The organism is Burkholderia sp. DN3021, from assembly GCF_049805555.1.
GTDB lineage: Bacteria > Pseudomonadota > Gammaproteobacteria > Burkholderiales > Burkholderiaceae > Burkholderia > Burkholderia pyrrocinia_C.
The window spans coordinates 1-18,636 of record NZ_JBNCAB010000065.1 but is presented as its reverse complement, the minus strand read 5'-3'; the positions used below and the strand labels follow the sequence as shown (position 1 = coordinate 18,636).

18 protein-coding genes and 1 pseudogene are annotated in these 18,636 nt (G+C 69.1%); 12 read left to right on the top strand and 7 right to left on the bottom strand.

Annotated elements, in window-relative coordinates; translation table 11 throughout:
* The first annotated feature begins 108 nt into the window (after positions 1-108).
* Both ACPUER_RS26355 and trxA read left to right on the top strand, forming a co-directional pair.
* Positions 109-990: a pirin family protein gene (locus ACPUER_RS26355; protein ID WP_425132524.1), complete on the top strand. Its 882-nt coding sequence runs from the start codon at positions 109-111 to the stop codon at positions 988-990.
* Between the two features lie 52 nt (positions 991-1,042).
* Positions 1,043-1,891, top strand: coding sequence for a thioredoxin (gene trxA / locus ACPUER_RS26350; protein WP_425132523.1), 849 nt, complete (start codon positions 1,043-1,045; stop codon positions 1,889-1,891).
* A gap of 97 nt (positions 1,892-1,988) precedes the next feature.
* Here trxA and tcdA read toward each other — a convergent pair whose 3' ends face one another.
* Entirely contained in the window at positions 1,989-2,846 is an 858-nt protein-coding gene (tcdA, locus tag ACPUER_RS26345) for a tRNA cyclic N6-threonylcarbamoyladenosine(37) synthase TcdA (protein WP_310142246.1), read from the bottom strand.
* A 128-nt stretch (positions 2,847-2,974) separates the two neighbouring features.
* Here tcdA and pdxH point away from each other — a divergent pair, with 128 nt between their 5' ends.
* The 3 genes from pdxH to ACPUER_RS26330 all read left to right on the top strand — a co-directional run bounded on the left by pdxH (position 2,975) and on the right by ACPUER_RS26330 (position 6,282).
* Positions 2,975-3,619 carry a pyridoxamine 5'-phosphate oxidase gene (gene pdxH / locus ACPUER_RS26340; RefSeq protein ID WP_175961920.1) on the top strand — a complete coding sequence of 215 codons (645 nt, stop codon included), beginning with the start codon at positions 2,975-2,977 and terminating at the stop codon, positions 3,617-3,619.
* Between the two features lie 120 nt (positions 3,620-3,739).
* Positions 3,740-4,960 carry an SAM-dependent methyltransferase gene (locus ACPUER_RS26335; RefSeq protein ID WP_111016239.1) on the top strand — a complete coding sequence of 407 codons (1,221 nt, stop codon included), beginning with the start codon at positions 3,740-3,742 and terminating at the stop codon, positions 4,958-4,960.
* Positions 4,961-4,983: 23 nt separating this feature from the next.
* Positions 4,984-6,282, top strand: a complete 1,299-nt coding sequence (locus tag ACPUER_RS26330) for a DUF72 domain-containing protein (RefSeq protein ID WP_425132522.1) — start codon at positions 4,984-4,986, stop codon at positions 6,280-6,282.
* Between the two features lie 42 nt (positions 6,283-6,324).
* On the opposite strand, the gene msrA is transcribed toward ACPUER_RS26330, so the two are convergent.
* Complete coding sequence (gene msrA / locus ACPUER_RS26325; protein WP_310142253.1) at positions 6,325-6,885, bottom strand: peptide-methionine (S)-S-oxide reductase MsrA; 561 nt, start codon at positions 6,883-6,885, stop codon at positions 6,325-6,327.
* 15 nt (positions 6,886-6,900) lie between these two features.
* Here msrA and ACPUER_RS26320 point away from each other — a divergent pair, with 15 nt between their 5' ends.
* From ACPUER_RS26320 to ACPUER_RS26305, 4 genes are all read left to right on the top strand, one after another.
* Positions 6,901-7,071 (top strand): hypothetical protein, encoded by a 171-nt coding sequence (locus tag ACPUER_RS26320; protein ID WP_175961923.1) that lies wholly within the window; start codon positions 6,901-6,903, stop codon positions 7,069-7,071.
* Between the two features lie 393 nt (positions 7,072-7,464).
* Positions 7,465-8,871, top strand: a complete 1,407-nt coding sequence (locus ACPUER_RS26315) for a selenium-binding protein SBP56-related protein (protein ID WP_131947550.1) — start codon at positions 7,465-7,467, stop codon at positions 8,869-8,871.
* Positions 8,868-9,533 carry a hypothetical protein gene (locus tag ACPUER_RS26310; protein ID WP_425132521.1) on the top strand — a complete coding sequence of 222 codons (666 nt, stop codon included), beginning with the start codon at positions 8,868-8,870 and terminating at the stop codon, positions 9,531-9,533. The genes ACPUER_RS26315 and ACPUER_RS26310 overlap by 4 nt, the downstream gene beginning before the upstream one ends.
* Before the next feature lie 310 nt (positions 9,534-9,843).
* The gene (locus ACPUER_RS26305) at positions 9,844-10,353 is read left to right on the top strand and encodes a flavin reductase family protein (protein ID WP_034178871.1); all 510 of its coding nucleotides are present in this window, start codon (positions 9,844-9,846) and stop codon (positions 10,351-10,353) included.
* Here the strand turns inward: ACPUER_RS26305 and ACPUER_RS26300 are convergent.
* Complete coding sequence (locus ACPUER_RS26300; protein WP_006477992.1) at positions 10,340-10,840, bottom strand: Lrp/AsnC family transcriptional regulator; 501 nt, start codon at positions 10,838-10,840, stop codon at positions 10,340-10,342. The two genes, ACPUER_RS26305 and ACPUER_RS26300, sit on opposite strands and share 14 nt — an antisense overlap.
* Positions 10,841-10,970: 130 nt before the next feature.
* Here ACPUER_RS26300 and kynB point away from each other — a divergent pair, with 130 nt between their 5' ends.
* From kynB to kynA, 3 genes are all read left to right on the top strand, one after another.
* Positions 10,971-11,612 carry an arylformamidase gene (gene kynB, locus ACPUER_RS26295; RefSeq protein WP_425132520.1) on the top strand — a complete coding sequence of 214 codons (642 nt, stop codon included), beginning with the start codon at positions 10,971-10,973 and terminating at the stop codon, positions 11,610-11,612.
* A gap of 25 nt (positions 11,613-11,637) precedes the next feature.
* Entirely contained in the window at positions 11,638-12,891 is a 1,254-nt protein-coding gene (gene kynU / locus ACPUER_RS26290) for a kynureninase (RefSeq protein WP_425132519.1), read from the top strand.
* Positions 12,892-12,982: 91 nt separating this feature from the next.
* Positions 12,983-13,927, top strand: coding sequence for a tryptophan 2,3-dioxygenase (gene kynA / locus ACPUER_RS26285; protein ID WP_310142392.1), 945 nt, complete (start codon positions 12,983-12,985; stop codon positions 13,925-13,927).
* A gap of 30 nt (positions 13,928-13,957) precedes the next feature.
* On the opposite strand, the gene ACPUER_RS26280 is transcribed toward kynA, so the two are convergent.
* The 4 genes and pseudogenes from ACPUER_RS26280 to ACPUER_RS26265 all read right to left on the bottom strand — a co-directional run.
* Positions 13,958-15,355, bottom strand: a complete 1,398-nt coding sequence (locus ACPUER_RS26280; RefSeq protein ID WP_425132518.1) for an MFS transporter — start codon at positions 15,353-15,355, stop codon at positions 13,958-13,960.
* Between the two features lie 258 nt (positions 15,356-15,613).
* Complete coding sequence (locus ACPUER_RS26275; protein ID WP_425132517.1) at positions 15,614-16,558, bottom strand: ketopantoate reductase family protein; 945 nt, start codon at positions 16,556-16,558, stop codon at positions 15,614-15,616.
* A gap of 14 nt (positions 16,559-16,572) precedes the next feature.
* Positions 16,573-18,023 (bottom strand): annotated as a pseudogene (locus tag ACPUER_RS26270) (aldehyde dehydrogenase).
* Positions 18,024-18,052: 29 nt separating this feature from the next.
* Positions 18,053-18,636, bottom strand: a 584-nt coding sequence (locus ACPUER_RS26265; RefSeq protein ID WP_425132516.1) for a thiamine pyrophosphate-dependent enzyme, incomplete at its 5' end; no start/stop codon positions are given.

Genomic DNA, 18,636 nt, shown 5'->3' with positions numbered 1-18,636 from the left:
AGTCTACCGGGTTTCGCCGCCCGGCCAGATTCCCGCGCGGCGCGCATGGAATCGTCGGCGGGCGGCTATTACAATGACCTGCATCCCCATTGCATCACCGGACCCGCCATGACCGACTCGATCAAAGCCCTGCTGAAGCCGCACGTGCGCGACATCGGCAACCTGCAGGTGCGCCGCACGCTGCCCGCGCTCGCAGCGCGCCTCGTCGGCCCGTTCATCTTCTTCGATCACATGGGGCCCGCCACGCTGCCGGCCGGCACCGGGCTCGACGTGCGCTCGCATCCGCATATCGGGCTCGCGACCGTCACCTACCTGTTCGACGGCGCGATCCTGCACCGCGACAGCCTCGGCTCGCGGCAGGAAATCGTGCCGGGCGACGTGAACTGGATGACGGCCGGCCGCGGGATCGTCCACTCCGAACGCACGCCCGACGCGCAGCGCGCAAACGGCCACACCGTGCACGGAATCCAGACCTGGGTCGCGCTGCCGCGCGCGCACGAAACCACCGAGCCGTCGTTCGAGCACCATGCGGCCGACACGCTGCCGAAGCGCGACGAAGACGGCGTGTCGCTGACGGTGATCGCCGGCGATGCGTTCGGGCTGCGCTCGCCGGTCACGACGTTCTCGCGCACGCTGTACGTCGCGGCCGAATTCGCGGCCGGCGGCCGCATCGAACTCGACGCGTCGCACCAGGAGCGCGCGGTCTACGTGGTCGACGGCGATCTCGCGATCGACGGCACGCCGGTTCCGGCCGAGCAGATGGCCGTGCTCGCGCCGGGCGCGGCGGTCACGCTGACGAGCGCCGGCGGCGCGCGCGCGATGCTGCTCGGCGGCGACAAGATCGACGGCGAGCGCTTCATCGAATGGAATTTCGTCGCCAGCAGCCGCGACGCGATCGCGCGCGCGAAGGAAGCCTGGACGCGCCAGGAAATGGGCAAGGTGCCGGGCGAGACCGAGTGGATTCCGCTACCCGAGTCGAAGCCGCGTTGAAAAACGGGCGCGCCGCCCCCATCCTGACGATATTCGAACGGAAGAGAACGACATGGACACCACGCTTGCCACATTCGAGAAAGACGTCATCGAGGCGTCGCTCGACACGCCCGTGCTGGTCGACTTCTGGGCGCCGTGGTGCGGCCCCTGCAAGACGCTCGGCCCGCTGCTCGAAAAACTCGAAGCCGATTACGAAGGCCGCTGGAAGCTCGTGAAGGTCAACGTCGACGAGAACCAGGAACTCGCCGCGCACTTCCAGACGCGCAGCATCCCGCACGTGATCGCGTTCGCGGACGGGCGCCCGGTCGACCAGTTCGTCGGCGTGCTGCCCGAAGGGCAGTTGCGCGCGTTCCTCGACCGGCTGCTGCCGGCGCCCGAGGAAGCCGAACGCCGCGCCGCGCAGTACGCGATGGCCGAATCGCGCTACGACGACGCGCTCACGCACCTCGAAGCGGCGCTCGCGCTGAACCCCGGTTTCGACGACGCACGCCTCGACCTGATCGAACTGCTGCTCGCGAACAACCAGGTCGAAGTCGCACGCGCCGAGGCCGAGCGCCTGTCGCCGCAGATCGTGGACGGCGGCGATCCGCGCTACCAGGCGATCAAGACCCGTTTCGACGCGCTCGACGCAACGGCCGACCTGCCGCCGACCGACGCGCTCGAAGCCCGTATCGCGGCGAACCCGGGCGATCTCGACGCGCGCTTCGACCTCGCGCAGAGCCTGATCGCGCGGCGCGAGTATGAAGGCGCGCTGGAGCAGTTGCTGGAAATCGTGCTGCGCGACCGCGCGTACGGCGACGATCTCGGCCGCAAGACGATGATTTCCGTGTTCGAGCTGGCGGGTGACCGCCCCGAGATCGTCGCCGGATGGCGGCGCAAGCTGAGCATGGCGCTCAACTGACGAACGACCGGCCGGGCCGCAACGGCCCGGCCGGTCGCCGTATCGCTGGCAGCGCGTGCCCGCGCCGCAGCATGAAGCAACGCCCGCGCGTCGCCGATCAGCCCGCGGCCTGCGCCGCGATCGCGCGCAGCGCATGCGCGGCGGCCGCGAAGCCGAAGCTCGCGGTCACGCATACGCTCGAACCGAATCCCGCACAGTTGAGCCCTGCGACGTGCGCGGCCGTGGACGGCTCGGCGCCGTCCTCGATGTCGCATGCGGCCGCTTCCGGGTAGATCAGCGGCTCGTCCGAATACACGGCGCTGATCTTGAAACGCGCCTTCGGCCCGCGCGGAAAGCCGTGCTGCTTGCGCAACTGCGCACGCACCTTCGACAGCAATGGATCCTGGATCGTCAGCGCGAGATCGTCGATCCGGATGCGCGTCGGGTCGAGCTGCCCGCCCGCGCCGCCGACCGTGACGAGCGGCTGCCGCTTCGCGACGCACCATGCGATCAGCGCGACCTTCGTGCGCACGCTGTCGATCGCGTCGATCACATAGTCGAAGCCGCCGCCGAGCAGCGCGTCGAAGTTGTCGGGTTCCGCGAAATCCTCGATCCGGTTCACGCGGCACGCGGGATCGATCAGCGCGATCCGCTCGGCCATCGCGTCGACCTTCGGCTTGCCGTAATTGCCGTCGAGCGCATGGATCTGCCGGTTCGTATTGCTTTCCGCGACGTTGTCGAGATCGATCAGCGTCAATGTACCGATCGCGCTGCGCGCGAGCGCCTCGGCCGTCCACGACCCGACGCCGCCGATCCCGATCACCGCGACATGCGCACGCTCGAAAGCGGCGGCCGCCGGCGCGCCATACAGCCGCGCGACGCCGCCGAAACGCCGTTCGCGATCCACGTCAAGCTGGATTGTCGGGGTCGGGGTAAGATCAGAAGAACTGGGCGGGGCAGTGTCGGCAGCGGACATGGCAGCAAGGAAAACGTAAGTCGAGCAGCCCTCTATTTTGCCTGAACTCCCCGCTCCCACGCGCCACTGTGCACGCACGATTCTTGCGCGTTCGCTATACTGGCCCCAGATTGAAGCGTTTGCATAACATGACGACTCTCGCCGATCTCCGCATCAACTATTCGCGTGCTTCGCTCGACGAAGCCGATGCCGCCCCCGACCCCTTCGTCCAGTTCGACCGCTGGTTCAAGGAGGCGCTCGCCGCCAAACTGCCCGAGCCGAACACGATGACGCTCGCGACCGTCGGCGCCGACGGCCGGCCGTCTGCCCGGATCGTGCTCATCAAGGGCGTCGACGAACGCGGGTTCGTCTTCTTTACCAATTACGAAAGCCGCAAGGGGCGCGATCTCGCCGCGCATCCGCAAGCGGCGCTGCTGTTCTACTGGATCGAGCTCGAGCGCCAGGTGCGCATCGAAGGCCGGATCGAGAAAACCAGCGCCGAAGAAAGCGACCGCTATTTCGCGTCGCGCCCGCTCGGCTCGCGCATCGGCGCATGGGCGTCCGACCAGAGCGCGGTGATCGACAGCCGCGCGACGCTCGAAGCGCGCGAAAAGGCCGTCAGCGAACGCTACGGCGACACCCCGCCGCGCCCGCCGCACTGGGGCGGCTACCGCCTCGTGCCCGACGCGATCGAGTTCTGGCAGGGGCGCCCGTCGCGGCTGCACGACCGTCTGCTCTATACGCGCGACGCCGACACGTCGCAAGGTTGGACGATTTCGCGCCTGTCGCCGTAAGCGCGGCGCCGGCACACGCCGGTCGTGTCTCGTGTTGCATCCGGGCGCCCGCGTCGCAAGCGGCGGGCGCCGTCAAGATACTTGGCTGTATTCGATTCAACGAACAAACGGAGAATCCAAATGTTCTGGGAAAAGAAGCTGGCACAGTGGGCGGACGAAGTACGGGCGAAAGCGAACATACCGGCGCGCCTCGTGCTGTGGAACGGCGAACAACTCGATTTCGGCACCTTCAGCGCGCCGCAGGTCACGCTGAAGGTCAACAGCGCGTCGGCGTTGCCGCTCTTGCTCGAACCGAGCCTCGACAATCTCGGCGAGGCATACGTGAAGGGCAAGATCGACATCGAGGGCAAGCTGTCGGACATCATCAACATCGGCTACTCGCTCGCGCGCAGCACGGTGACGAGCGCGAGCAAGCTCGCGCGCGTGAAGCGCTACTTCAACCACACGAAGAACACCGACAAGAAGGCGATCCAGTACCACTACGACGTCTCGAACGAGTTCTACAAGCTGTGGCTCGACGAGAACATGGTGTACTCGTGCGCGTACTTCGAGAACGGCGACGAGGATCTCGCCACCGCGCAGATCAAGAAGATCGACCACATCCTCACGAAAATCCAGTTGCAGCCGGGCCAGCGCCTGCTCGATATCGGCTGCGGCTGGGGCGCGCTCGTGCTGCGCGCCGCGCAGAAGTTCGGCGCGACGTGTCTCGGCGTGACGCTGTCGCAGAACCAGTTCGACCTCGCGACCGCGCGCGTGAAGGCCGCGGGATTGGAAGACAAGATCGAGATCCGCCTGCAGGACTACCGCGAGATCGACGGCCAGTTCGACCGCATCACGAGCGTCGGGATGTTCGAGCACGTCGGCCGCAAGAACCTGCCGCTGTACTTCTCGCGGGTGCGCGAACTGCTCGCCGACGACGGCATCGCGATGAACCACGGCATCACGTCGACCGACGCGGAAAGCGGCGAAACGGCGCTCGGCGGCGGCGAGTTCATCGACCGCTACGTATTCCCGGACGGCGAGCTGCCGCACATCAGCCTCGCGCTCGAAGCGGCCCAGCGCGGCGGGCTGGAAGCGGTTGACGTCGAAAGCCTGCGGCGGCACTATGCGCGCACGCTCGACATCTGGACGGAAAACTTCGAGGCGAAGGCCGAGGAGGCGCGAAAACTCGTCGACGACGAAAAATTCCGCATCTGGCGCGTGTATCTCGCCGGCTGCGCGTATGCGTTCGAACACGACGACGTGTCGATCTTCCAGATCGTGTGCCGCAAGGCCGGACGCAGCGCGAAAACGCTGCCGTGGTCGCGGCGCTATATGTACGAACACGCGCTGCCGCGCTAGGCGGCGCTTCACGCTGGGCATGCATGGGTGACGGCAGGACGCGGCGCAAGGCGCCGCCGGAACGACAGCAGCGCGACGACACGGACGAGTCGCACGCCGACGGACAATTCGACCTGTTCGGCGTGCCGGCGGACGCTGCACGCGCGTCGTCGCCCGCGGACGACACGCCCCCTGCAAACGCCGATGAACGCGTGACTTCGACCCCGCATGACGATGCGCGGCAGGCGCCGCCCGCCCGCGCAGCCTCCCGCCTTTCCGACGAAGCACCGCCGCCCGCCTCCGGCCTGCTGTGGGACGACCCGTCGCCGCCGGCCGCGCCGCCGAAGAAAAGCCAGCGCCGGCGCGGCGTGCCGCCCGCGCCGATCGCGGCGGACGTCGCCAAGGCAGCGGCCGGCCTGCCGCCTAACGTCCGGCTCGGCACGTCGTCGTGGTACTTCCCCGGCTGGAACGGCATCGTCTACGACGGCGATTTCGCGCAGACGAAGCTGTCGCGCGAAGGGCTCGAAGCATACGGTGCGCATCCGCTATTGAAGAGCGTGAGTCTCGACCGGTCGTTCTACGGCCCGCTGTCCGTCGCCGACTACCTGCGCTACGCGCAGCAGGTGCCCGACGATTTCCGCTTCGTCGTGAAGGCGCCGGCCGCCGTGACCGACGCGGTCGTGCGCGGCCGGCGCGGCGAGCCGTCGGGGCCGAACCCGACCTTCCTCGACGCGCAGCTCGCCACCCGGGAATTCGTGCAGCCGTGCCTCGTAGGGCTCGGCCGGAAAGCCGGCGTACTCGTGTTCCAGTTCTCGCCGTTGCCCGATCATCTGCTCGCCGAACCGGCCGCGCTGATCGACCGGCTCGCCGCGTTCTTCGCGGCGCTGCCGCCGCTGCCGCCGGAAGCCGAGGGCCCGCGCTACGCGATCGAGATCCGCGACGCGAGCCTGCTCACGCCGCGCTTCATCCGCGCGCTCGCCGCGCTCGGTGTGCGCTACTGCGTCGGCCTGCACGCGCGGATGCCCGACCCGCTGCGCCAGGCCGCCGCGCTCGCGCTGCTCGACGGCGACGCGCCGGGCCCGCTGATCGTGCGCTGGAGCCTGCACGGCGGCTTCAAGTACGAACAGGCGAAAGCGAAGTACGAACCGTTCGACAAGCTGGTCGACGAGGATCCGGCCACGCGCTCGGCGCTCGCCGAACTGGCCGCGCGCTATGCGCTGGCCGGTCAGCCGGTGCTCATCACGATCAACAACAAGGCGGAAGGCTCCGCGCCGCTGTCGTGCATCGCGCTCGCGCGCGAGATCGCCGCCGCGTGCGCGCAGTGGCGCGGCGAGGCGGCTTAACGTCGGTTTCGCCGGTTTCGTCGGTTTCCGCCGTTCGCACGCTTACGCGCCGCGCAGCGACTTCAGCCGGTGCGAGAACTTCTGCCGGAATTTCGCGAGCTTCGGCCCGATCACGACCGAGCAGTAGCCCTGCCCCGGGTTACGCGCGTAATAGTTCTGGTGATAGTCCTCGGCCGGCCAGTAGTTGCCGTCGAGCGGCACGACCTGCGTAACGATCGGCTGCCCGAACACCTGCTCGCGCTCCAGCTCGCGGATCACGTCGAGCGCGGTATCGCGCTGCGCATCGGAATGCGTGAACACGACCGACCGGTACTGCGTGCCGACGTCGTTGCCCTGCCGGTTCAACTGGGTCGGATCGTGCGTCGCGAAGAAGATCTCGAGGATCTCGCGATAGCCGATGCGCGCCGGATCGAACGTCACGTTGACGACTTCCGCGTGGCCCGTGTCGCCTTCGCAGATGTCGCGATAACCGGGATTGCGCGTGTGGCCGCCCGCGTAGCCCGACTGGACGGCCGTCACGCCGTCGACGTCGAGAAACACGGCCTCCGTGCACCAGAAACACCCGCCTCCCAACGTCGCGGTTTCAAGCATTGCGTTCCCCATGAAATCAGCCCCTCGTTGATGACAGCAGCCGGCACGCAGGTGCCGGCGCCACCGTTGCATCTCGCCGCCGCGCGTCCGTGGTACGCGACGCAGCGGCACTTCGGCAAGTATCTCACTCGCGCGCGAACCTGGCAGATCGCACAGGTGCCGCGCGCGACCGACCGCACGTTTCTCGACTACACTTAGGCACGCGTGACCGCGGCGCAAACCGTCCGGCCACGCAAAGCGTCCGATGCACGCCCGACCCTGATGCACCCATCATCTGCCGGAACATCGATATGCACGTCTTGACAGACATCGCCCGCGTTGCGGGCCCGGTCGCCGCCACGTCGCGAGCCGACGCTTCAGCCGTACCATCGCGACGCCGTGCGCCCGTATCACCGCGGGCGCGACGATCCCGCACCTCGTCTTCACCCGCATTCACGATCTGATGCACGGCGCCGCGCGTGTCGCCGACGCGTGCGTCCGCCTGCCGATCGCGCCCGCCGGCGAGATGCGCGCCGCGCGGCCACCTCGACCCGCACGCCCGCAGCGCACGGCCGTGCGTCAGTAGTCCGATACCACCGAGAGGGCATCACCATGAGCATGCGGCCTGACCCGACGTTTCACGCTTCTCCCGAGCTTGCGATGCAGGCGCCGGCGGAAGAGTTTGCCTATACGTTGTTGCTGAGCCCCGATTTTTCCAGACCCGACGCGCTCGCCGTGATCGACGTGAAGCCCGGCTCGCCGACCTACGGAAAGATCGTGCACACGGTGACGATGCCGAACACCGGCGACGAGTTTCACCACTTCGGCTGGAACGCGTGCTCGTCGGCGCTGTCGCCGCTGACCGGCCATGCGTTCCTCGAACGCCGCTTCCTGATCATCCCCGGCCTGCGCTCGTCGCGCATCTACGTGATCGACACGAAGCCGCACCCGACGCAGGCGCGCATCCACAAGATCATCGAACCCGACGAGATCTTCGCGAAGACCGGTTATTCGCGGCCGCACACCGTTCACTGCGGCCCCGAGGGCATCTACGTGAGCACGCTCGGCGGCGCGGGCAAGGACGGCACCGACGGCGCGCCCGGCATCTTCATCATGGATTGCGAAACCTTCGACGTGCTCGGCCGCTGGGAGATCGATCGCGGCCCGCAGGACAAGCACTACGATTTCTGGTGGAACCTGCCGCGCGACTACATGGTGTCGAGCGAATGGGCGCTGCCGCCGCAATTCGAGAACGGCATCGTGCCCGAGGACCTGCTCGCGAACAAATACGGGCACCGGCTGCATTTCTGGGACCTGCGCGCGCGGCGCAACGTGCAGACGATCGATCTCGGCGCGCAGCACCAGATGGCGCTCGAAGTGCGGCCCGCGCACGACCCGGTGCGCGAATACGGATTCGTCGGCGTGGTGGTCGATACGACGAACCTCGAAGGCTCGATCTGGACCTGGTGGCGCGAGGACGGCAAGTTCCATGTGAAGAAGACCGCGACGATCCCGGCCGAGCCGGCCGCGGCCGACGAACTGCCGCCGCTGCTGAAAGCGTTCGGCGCGGTGCCGCCGCTCGTGACCGACATCGACCTGTCGCTCGACGACCGCTTCCTCTACGTGTCGTGCTGGGGCACCGGCGAGATGCGCCAGTACGACGTGTCGGATCCGCACAACCCGGTGCTCGCGGGGTCGGTGCGGATCGGCGGCATCGTGCGCCGCGCGCCGCACACGAACGGCCGCGCGTTCGCGGGCGGCCCGCAGATGGTCGAGATCAGCCGCGACGGCCGGCGCGTGTACTGGACCAACTCGCTCTATTCGACGTGGGACGACCAGTTCTATCCGGACGGCGTGCCGGCCGCGCAGGTGCTCGCGCATGCGGGGCCGGACGGCGGGCTGACGCTCGCCGACGATTACTGGGTCGAGTTCCCCGACGGCTATCGCGCGCACCAGATCCGGCTCGAAGGCGGCGACTGCTCGACCGACTCGTTCTGCTACCCGTCGGTCAAGCGTTGAACACCGGACTTCACGCGCAGTTCGCGCTGTGGGCGGCCGTGCTCGCGAGCGGCGTGTATCACGGGCTCAATCCCGCGATGGGCTGGCCGCTCGCGGTGTCGAACGCGCTGATGACGCGCCGCGGCGGCGCGCTCGTCGCGGCGCTCGGCTATCTCGCGCTCGGCCATGCGCTCGCGGTATTCGCGGTGATGCTGCCATTCGGGCTGCTCGCCGCGCTGCTCGCGTGGCAGTCGGCGATCCGGATCGGCGCGAGCGCGCTCGTGATCGGCTTCGGCGCCGTGCTGCTGATCCGGCGCCGGCATCCGCGCGCGCTTGCGCGGATCCCGCCGGCGCGGCTCGGCCTGTGGTCGTTCGCGGTCGCGATCGCGCACGGTGCGGGGCTGATGCTGGTGCCGATCTACCTCGGGCTTTGCGGGCTCGACATGGACGCCGGCCACCGCGCGGCGGCCACGCTCGTCGATGCGCATCTCGGGATGGCGCTCGTCGTCGCGGCCGTGCATGCGGCCGCGATGATCGCCGCCGCCGGCGGGCTCGCGTGGCTCGTGTACCGCTATCTCGGGCTGAAATTCGTGTCGCGGAGCTGGTTCAATCTCGATGCGGTGTGGGCGTCGAGCCTGATCGTGACGGGCGCGCTGTCGCTCGGGCTGGCGGCGACGCAATAGCACGGGCATCGATGGGCGGCGCGGCGAATCAGTGGATCGGCAGGTGGACAGGCCGGCGGCACCGCACAAAAACGCGACAGAACGGCCATGCCGACCGCGCGCCATCGTGATCCTGGCATCGCGCCGCAGCGTTCGTTACGTCACGCTATCCTCGCAATGCGCCGTCCGGCCGGGCCCGGCGGCGCCGATTCCGCTAAAATCGGGCCATGCGCACCACTTCCCAATCGACCGCCTTGTCGCCTTTCGTCCGCCGCGCCCGTCACCCCCGCGTCGCGCCGCGCCCGCCCGTTTCGTTCCGGATGGCCGCCCGATGAGCCGCGCCAATCCGCCGGATTTCGACGCGGCCGCCTTCCGCCAGGCGCTCGGCCAGTTCGCGACGGGCGTGACGGTGATCACGACGCGCGCGCCGTCCGGGCAATTGATCGGCATCACCGCCAGCTCGTTCAACTCGGTATCGCTCGATCCGCCGCTCGTGCTGTGGAGCCTCGCGCACAAATCGGCATCGACGCCCGTATTCCGCGGCAACAGCCATTACGTGGTGAACGTGCTCGCCGCATCGCAGCTCGACCTGTGCAAGCGCTTCTCGACCTACAAGGGCGACCGCTTCGAAGGAATCGCGCATGTGGCCGGCAACTCGGGGATGCCCGTGCTCGACGGCGCGCTCGCGTGGTTCGAATGCCACAACCGCAGCCGCTATGACGAAGGCGACCACGTGATCTTCGTCGGCGAAGTGGAACGCTGCGGCGTGCGCGCCGCTTCGGACGAAACACCGCCGCTCGTGTTCCACGGCGGCGGCTTCCACGGCCTTACACCGCTTTGATCGCACCCGTGCGCGCCAGCCCGACCGGCGCGCCGGCTTCGTCCTTCAGCGTCTGCAGCACGATGTTCGAACGGATGTCCATCACGCCCGGCGCCTTGTAGAGCCGGTTCAGCACGAAATCCGAATAGTGCTTGAGGTTGTGCGCGAGCACGCGCAGCAGATAGTGGCTCTCGCCCGTCACGACGAACGCGCCGACCACCTCCGGCCATTCGCGCAGCGCTTCCGCGAAGCGCTCGTGCCATTGATTCTCTTCGTTGCGCATCGATACCTGCACGAACGCCTCGAGCTCGAAGCCGAGCTTCTCGCGGCTCAGGCACGCGCGATAGTGCTCGATCACGCCCTGCTCCTCGAGCAGGCGCATGCGGCGCAGGCAGGCGGACGGCGAAAGCGAAATCCGTTCCGCCAGATCGAGATTGCTGATTCTGCCCTCCTCCTGCAATACCGCCAGAATCCGGCAGTCGGTGGCATCGAGCGTGATCGCGTGCATTTTTGGTCCCCGTTTTCCCTCTCAGTCGAATTATCTGCCAATCCGGCGGATTGTCCATGTTTATTTCGCAAGCACTTTCTGCGAGCGTCCACCTATCATTCGAAGCATCGATTCACCGATTCGTCATGCCATGGACACTCTCTGGGACATCTCGCCGCCTGTCAGCCCCGCCACCCCCGTGTGGCCGGGCGATACGCCGGTTTCCGTCGAACGCGTGTGGCGGATGGAGGCCGGCTCGCCGGTCAACGTCGCGCGTCTGACGCTGTCGCCGCATACGGGCGCGCACTGCGACGCGCCGCTGCACTACGACGCCGACGGCGCGCCGATCGGCGCCGTGCCGCTCGACACCTATCTCGGCCCGTGCCGCGTGATCCATTGCATCGGCGCATCGCCCGTCGTGCAGCCGGCCGACGTTGCGGCCGCGCTCGACGGCGTGCCGCCGCGCGTGCTGCTGCGCACCTGTGCGCAAGCGCCGGTCACGCAATGGGACCCCGGCTTCTGCGCGGTCGCGCCTGAAACGATCGACCTGCTCGCCGCGCATGGCGTGAAGCTGGTCGGCATCGACACGCCGTCGCTCGACCCGCAGGAATCGAAGACGATGGATGCGCATCACCGCGTGCGTGCGCACCGGATGGCGATCCTCGAAGGCATCGTGCTCGACGACGTGCCGCCCGGCGACTACGAACTGATCGCACTGCCGCTGAAGTTCGCGACGCTCGACGCGAGCCCCGTGCGCGCGGTGCTGCGCGCGCTGCCCGCGCATGCTTTCTGACTACTCCGACCCACGACCCCACATCATGATCAAGACCCGTGAAGACGCGCTCGCCCTCGACCGCGACGACCCGCTCGCCCCGCTGCGCGACCAGTTCGCACTGCCCGACGGCGTGATCTACCTCGACGGCAACTCGCTCGGCGCGCAGCCGCGCGCGTCGGCCGCGCGCGCGCAGCAGGTGATCGGCGCCGAATGGGGCGAAGGGCTGATCCGCAGCTGGAACACGGCCGGCTGGTTCGCGTTGCCGCGCCGCCTCGGCGACAAGCTCGCGACGCTGATCGGCGGCGCGCCCGGCGAAACGGTCGTGACCGACACCATCTCGATCAACCTGTTCAAGCTGCTGTCGGCGACGCTGCGTCATCAGGCCGGGCGCGCGCCCGAGCGCCGCGTGATCGTGTCGGAACGCTCGAACTTCCCGACCGACCTGTATATCGCGCAGGGGCTGATCGAGCAGCTCGGCGGCGGCTACGAGCTGCGCCTGATCGACGATCCGGCCGACCTGCCCGACGCGCTCGGCGCGGACACGGCCGTCGCGATGATCACGCACGTGAACTACCGCACCGGCTACATGCACGACATGCCGGCCGTCACGCAGCTCGTGCACGACGCTGGCGCGCTGATGCTGTGGGATCTCGCGCACTCGGCCGGCGCGGTGCCGGTCGACCTGAACGGCGCGCGCGCGGACGGCGCGGTCGGCTGCACGTACAAGTACCTGAACGGCGGCCCCGGTTCGCCCGCGTTCGTGTGGGTGCCGCAGCGCCATCACGCGCACTTCTCGCAGCCGCTGTCCGGCTGGTGGGGCCACCGCGCGCCGTTCGCGATGCAGCCGGGCTTCGCACCCGATCCGGGCATCGCGCGCTTCCTGTGCGGCACGCAGCCGATCGTGTCGATGTCGATGGTCGAATGCGGGCTCGACGTGTTCCTGCAGACCGACATGCAGGCGATCCGCCGCAAGTCGCTCGCGCTGACCGACGCGTTCATCGCGCTCGTCGAAGCGCGCTGCGCGGGCCTGTCGCTGAAGCTCGTCACGCCGCGCTCGCATCACCAGCGCGGCTCGCAGGCGAGCTTCGAGCATCCGCACGGCTACGAAGTGATGCAGGCGCTGATCGCGCGCGGCGTGATCGGCGACTACCGCGAGCCATACGTGCTGCGTTTCGGCTTCACGCCGCTCTATGTGCGCTTCGTCGACGTGTGGGATGCCGTCGAGACGCTGCGCGACATCCTGGCCACCGATGCGTGGAAGGCGCCCGAGTTCGCCGAACGCGGCGCGGTGACCTGACCGGTTTTGCCCGGCGCGCGCCGCAGTGACGTGCGGATAACGCGCCGCGCCCCGTCATTCAATCCTGGAGAAAGTCGTGAATTCTGGTCATATGCAGCCGCCCGGCGACGAAGCGCCGGCGGGCTGCCCGTTCTCGGGCGCACGCGCCGCGCAACCGGTACATTCGGCACAAGCGGCACACGAAGCGCCGCACGTGCCGGGCGATACCTCGGGCCAAGCCGGCTGGCACAACGCGCAGCTCGATTTCTCGAAGTCGATGAGCTACGGCGACTACCTGTCGCTGAACTCGATCCTCGACGCGCAGCACCCACTGTCGCCCGATCACAACGAGATGCTGTTCATCATCCAGCATCAGACGAGCGAGCTGTGGATGAAGCTCGCGCTGTTCGAGCTGCGCGGCGCGCTCGACGCGGTGCGCTCCGATGCGTTGCCGCCCGCATTCAAGATGCTCGCGCGCGTGTCGCGCATCCTCGAGCAGCTCGTGCAGGCGTGGAACGTGCTGTCGACGATGACGCCGTCCGAGTATTCGGCGATGCGGCCGTATCTCGGGCAGTCGTCGGGCTTCCAGTCCTACCAGTATCGCCAGCTCGAATTCCTGCTCGGCAACAAGAACGTGCAGATGCTGCAGCCGCATGCGCACCGGCCCGACCTCCTCGAACAGGTGCGCGCGACGCTCGAAGCGCCGTCGTTCTACGACGAGGTCGTGCGCCTGCTCGCGCGGCGCGGGTTCCCGATCGCGCCGGAGCGGCTCGAGCGCGACTGGACGCAGCCGACACGGCACGACGAGACGGTCGAAGCCGCGTGGCTCGAGGTGTACCGACACCCGCAGCAGCACTGGGAGCTGTACGAGATGGCCGAGGAACTGGTCGATCTCGAGGACGCGTTCCGCCAGTGGCGCTTCCGTCACGTGACGACGGTCGAGCGCATCATCGGCTTCAAGCAGGGCACGGGCGGCACCAGCGGCGCGCCGTATCTGCGCAAGATGCTCGACGTCGTGCTGTTCCCCGAGCTCTGGCACGTGCGCACCACGCTGTAACGCGCGCGATGCACGCGATGCGCCCGCACGTCACGACGACGTGCGGGCCAGCTCCTCCCCGTCGCGCGGCACCGACTGCGCGCGCGACAGCCGCGGAATGTGCCGCCGCACCGCGAGCAGCGCGATGCACACGACGCCCATCGCCGCGGCCAGCATCGTCAGGTACGCACCCGCACCGCCCGCCGTGATCACGATCGCGCCCGCGAACGCGCTGAGAATCGCGCCGAGCCGGCCGAACGCGAGTGCGCTCGCGGTGCCCGTCGCGCGCACCGCCGTCGGGTAGATGTACGCACAAAGCGCATACATCGTCGACTGCACCGCGTTGACGAACAGCCCGTGCAGGCCGAGCCCGACGATCAGCCAGTTCGTGTGGCGGCTCGCATCGACACCCATCAGCCACACCGCGCTCGCCGCGCCGCCGATGCTGCACAGCGCGAGCGGCCAGCGCGACCCGGCATGCGCGATCGCCCATGCGCACAGCAGCGCGCCGATCACGCCGCCGAGGTTGTACGCGGTGAGACCCGCGCCCGCGACCGACACGCTCAGCCCGCTCGCGGCCAGCATCGTCGGCAGCCAGCTGAACGCCGCGTAGACAGCAAGCAGACACATGAAGAACGCGCACCACAGCGCGATCGTGTCGCGCGCCTGGCCGCTCGCGAACAGCGCGCCGAAGCCGCCGCGTCCGCCGGGCGCGCGTGCGTCTTTCGTATCGGTGAACACGGTGCCCGGCGCGACCGGCCGCTGCATCCGCACGAGCAGCGCGCCGAGTTCCGGCCAGCGCGCGGGACGTCGCGCGAGATAACGCGGCGATTCGGGCAGCGCGCGCACGAGCACGAAGCCGAGCACGAGCGGCAGCGCGCCGCCTGCAAAGAACAGCCCGCGCCAGCCGTAGCGCGGCAGCACCTCGTGCGCGAACAGGCCGGCCAGCATCCCGCCGAGCGGCACGCAGACGATCGTCGCGGTCACCATCATCGTGCGGCGCCGCGCGGGCGTGTATTCGGCCGTCATCGTCGTGGCCGTCGGCAGCGCGCCGCCGATTCCGAGCCCCGCGCAGAAGCGCAGCATCGCGATCGCCGCGACGTCGGGCGCGAAGCCGATCGCGCAGGTCGCGACGCCGAACAGGAACACGCTGCCGATCACGGCCTGGCGGCGGCCGAAGCGGTCCGCGACGATCCCCGCGCACGCGCTGCCGATGCCCATCCCGATCAGCCCGGCCGCGACGGCCGGCGCGAACGCGCCGCGCGTGATGCCCCATTCGCGGATCAGCACGGGAATCGCGAAGCCGATCAACTGGCCGTCGAAGCCGTCGAGCACGATCGCGAGCGCGGCGAGCAGCACCACGCAGCGCTGCATCGTCGTGAACGGCCCGTCGTCGAGCGTCGTGCCGATGTCGACCGACGGCGGCGGCAATCCGTCGCGCGTGCTCATGCGACCTCCCGTGCGCCGCGCGTCGGCGGCAACGTGCGCGAACGGCGCGCGGCAAGACAACGGCATTCGATGGCTTTCATGGCGTCTCCTGTTGTCCGGGCTGGCGCGTCGACGCGTGCCCGAATCTCGTACTGCGCGGTCGGCCGGCGTCAATGCGTCGGCGCCGGTGTCTTTTCAACCCGTCTCGATCCGGCGCCATCGCCTGCGCGCGACGGCTCGTATCGTCGTGCGGCGCAAGCCGCGCCGCCGGCCCGATGCTCAGTTCACCCGTGCGTCGATCAGCCGGACGAGCGCGAGCAGCGTCTCGGTATGCGGCACCGCGACGCCCGCTTCGCGCGCGGCCGCGACGACCTTGCCGCTGATCGCGTCGATTTCCGTGCGGCGGCCCGCGAGCACGTCCTGCAGCATCGACGGGCGATGGCCGCGATGCTCGCCGATTGCGTGTTCGACGTTGCGCGCGATGCGTTCACCGTCGACGGCGATTCCGTTCGCGAGGGCGACGGCGGCCGTCTCGGCTGCGATCGCGAGCGCGAGCCGCGGCCCGTCGTGATGGTTGCCGAGCTGGTCGACCGTGCAGCCGGTCGCCGCGCACAGCGTGTTGAGCGCAGCGTTGAACGCGACCTTCTCCCAGATCGCGGCCCACACGTCGGCGTCGAGCGTGCATGCGAGCCCCGCGCGCGACAGCGCATCGGCCACGGCCGTCGCGAACGGGTGTGCGTGGCCGTCGGCCGTCATCATGCGGATCGTGCCCGCGCCGTGCGAGCGAACGTGCGCGGGCCCCGCGGCATCGGCCGGCCACGTCGTCACGCCGACCAGGATGCGTTCGAGCGGCACGAACGCATTCAGCGTCTCGACGTTGCCGAGCCCGTTCTGCAATGTCAGCACGTGCGTATGCGACGTCAGCAGCGCGCGCACGCCGTCGAGCGCCGCACGCGTATGCAGCGATTTCGTGAAAACGATCAGCAGGTCGAACGATGCATCGGGCGATGCGGCCGCGTCCGCATTCGCGGCTTCCGGCCGCACGGCCCGCAATGCGCGGATGCGGCGTTCGCCGCGAGCGTCGTCGATGCGCAGCCCGTCGCGACGGATCGCATCGAGATGCGCGTCGTTCACGTCGATCAGCGTGACGGCCTCGCCGCTTTCGGCCAGCAGCCCGCCGAACAGCGAGCCCATCGCGCCCGCGCCCAGAATGGCGATTCTCATCGTCGGTGGCCTCGTCAGAACGGATAGTGGCGCGGCGCGGTCTGCACGGTGATCCAGCGCAGATCCGTGAACGCCGCGATGCCGGCCTTGCCGCCAAAGTGGCCGAAGCCGCTGTCCTTCACGCCGCCGAACGGCATCTGCGCCTCGTCGTGCACGGTCGGGCCGTTCACGTGGCAGATGCCCGATTCGATGCGTGCCGCAACGCGCATCGCGCGCGCGACGTCGCGGCTGAACACGGCCGACGACAGCCCGAACGCGTTGTCGTTCGCGCAGCGGATCGCCGCCGCCTCGCCGTCGACGCGCACGTGCCCTTCACCGGGCCGAACGATTCCTCGGCATAGATGCGCATCGCCGGGCTCACGCGATCGAGCAGCGTCGCCGGGAACAGCGTGCTGTCGGCCTTGCCGCCGCACAGCAGTGTCGCGCCGTGCGCGAGCGCATCGTCGATCAGCGCGTTGCAGCGCTCGACGGCCTTCATGTCGATCAGCGAGCCGAGCACGACGGGGCCGTTGCGCGGGTCGCCGAGCGGCAGCGACGCGGCCTTGTCGGCAAGCTTCGCAACGAACGCATCGGCAATCGACGCGTCGACGACGATCCGCTCGGTCGACATGCAGATCTGCCCGGAATTCGCGAACGCGCCGAACGCGGCCGCCGCGACCGCTGCGTCGAGATCGGCATCGTCGAGCACGACGAACGGCGCCTTGCCGCCAAGCTCCAGCACCGACGGCTTCAGGTGGCGCGCGCATGCTTCGGCGACGATCCTGCCGACGCGCGTCGAGCCGGTGAAATTCACGCGGCGCACGGCCGGATGCGCGATCAATGCGTCGACGACGGCGCCCGCATCGTCGGGCGCATTCGTCACGAAGTTGACGACGCCCGGCGGCAATCCAGCCTCCTGCAGCGCCTCGACGATCAGCCCGTGCGTGACGGGACACAGCTCCGAGCCCTTCAGCACGACCGTGTTGCCGCATGCGAGCGGCAGCGCGAGCGCGCGGGTCGCGAGGATCACCGGCGCGTTCCACGGCGCGATGCCGAGCACCACGCCGGCCGGCTGCCGCACGCCCATCGCGAGCGACCCGGGCACGTCGGACGGAATCAGTTCGCCGCCGACCTGTGTGGTCAGCGATGCGGCCTCGACTAGCCCGCTCGCGGCAAGGTGCACGTTGAAGCCGGCCCACAGCGCGGATGCGCCCGTCTCGGCCGCCATCGCGGCGACGAACTGTTCATGCTTCGCTTCGAGCGCGGCGGCCGCCTTCAGCAGCAGCGCGCGGCGCGCGCCGGGGCCGAGCGCGGCCCATTCGGGAAAGGCGCGCGCGGCCGCGTCGGCCGCCGCACGCGCATCGTCGACGGTGCACGCGGGCGCCTCGGACGCGATTTCGCCGTCGAGCGGGTTGCGGCGCACGAAGGTCGCGCCGCTGGATGAGTGGCGGCGTTCGCCGCCGATCAGCATCGATACGGTTTGCATGGAGTCTCCGGAAAGACGCGCGTCGCGCGTCAGGCAATCTCGACTTCGACGACGACCGGCGTCGCGGCATGCAGCGCGTCGGTCAGCGTGCCGCGCAGGCGCGCCGCATCGGCGACGCGCACGCCGCGGCAGCCCATCCCTTCGGCGAGCGCGACGAAATCCAGGTCGGGCAGATCGGTGCCCTGCACGGGATCGCCGGGGCCAAAGCCGAACACCGGCGCGAAATCCTGCAGCGCCGCGTAGCGCCGGTTGTTCAGGATCACGAACGTGATCGGCAATTTCAACTGCGCGGCGCTCCACAGTGCCTGGATCGAATACAGGCTCGACCCGTCGCCGATCAGCGCGATCACGCGCCGGCCCGGCTGCGCGAGCGCGACGCCGACGGCGGCCGGCATCCCGTAGCCGAGCCCGCCGCTGTCCATCGTGTAGAACGTGCCGCTGCGCGTGAACGGCAGGTGTTCCTGCATCACGGGCCGCGCGCTCGGCGCTTCCTCGACGACGATGTCCTGTGCGTCGCGCACGTCGGCGAGCGTCTGCAGCGCGAACGCGGCCGACATGCGCTCGCCGGCGGCCGGTGCGTCGACGCGCGCGCGCGGCGGGCGCGGCGCGGGCA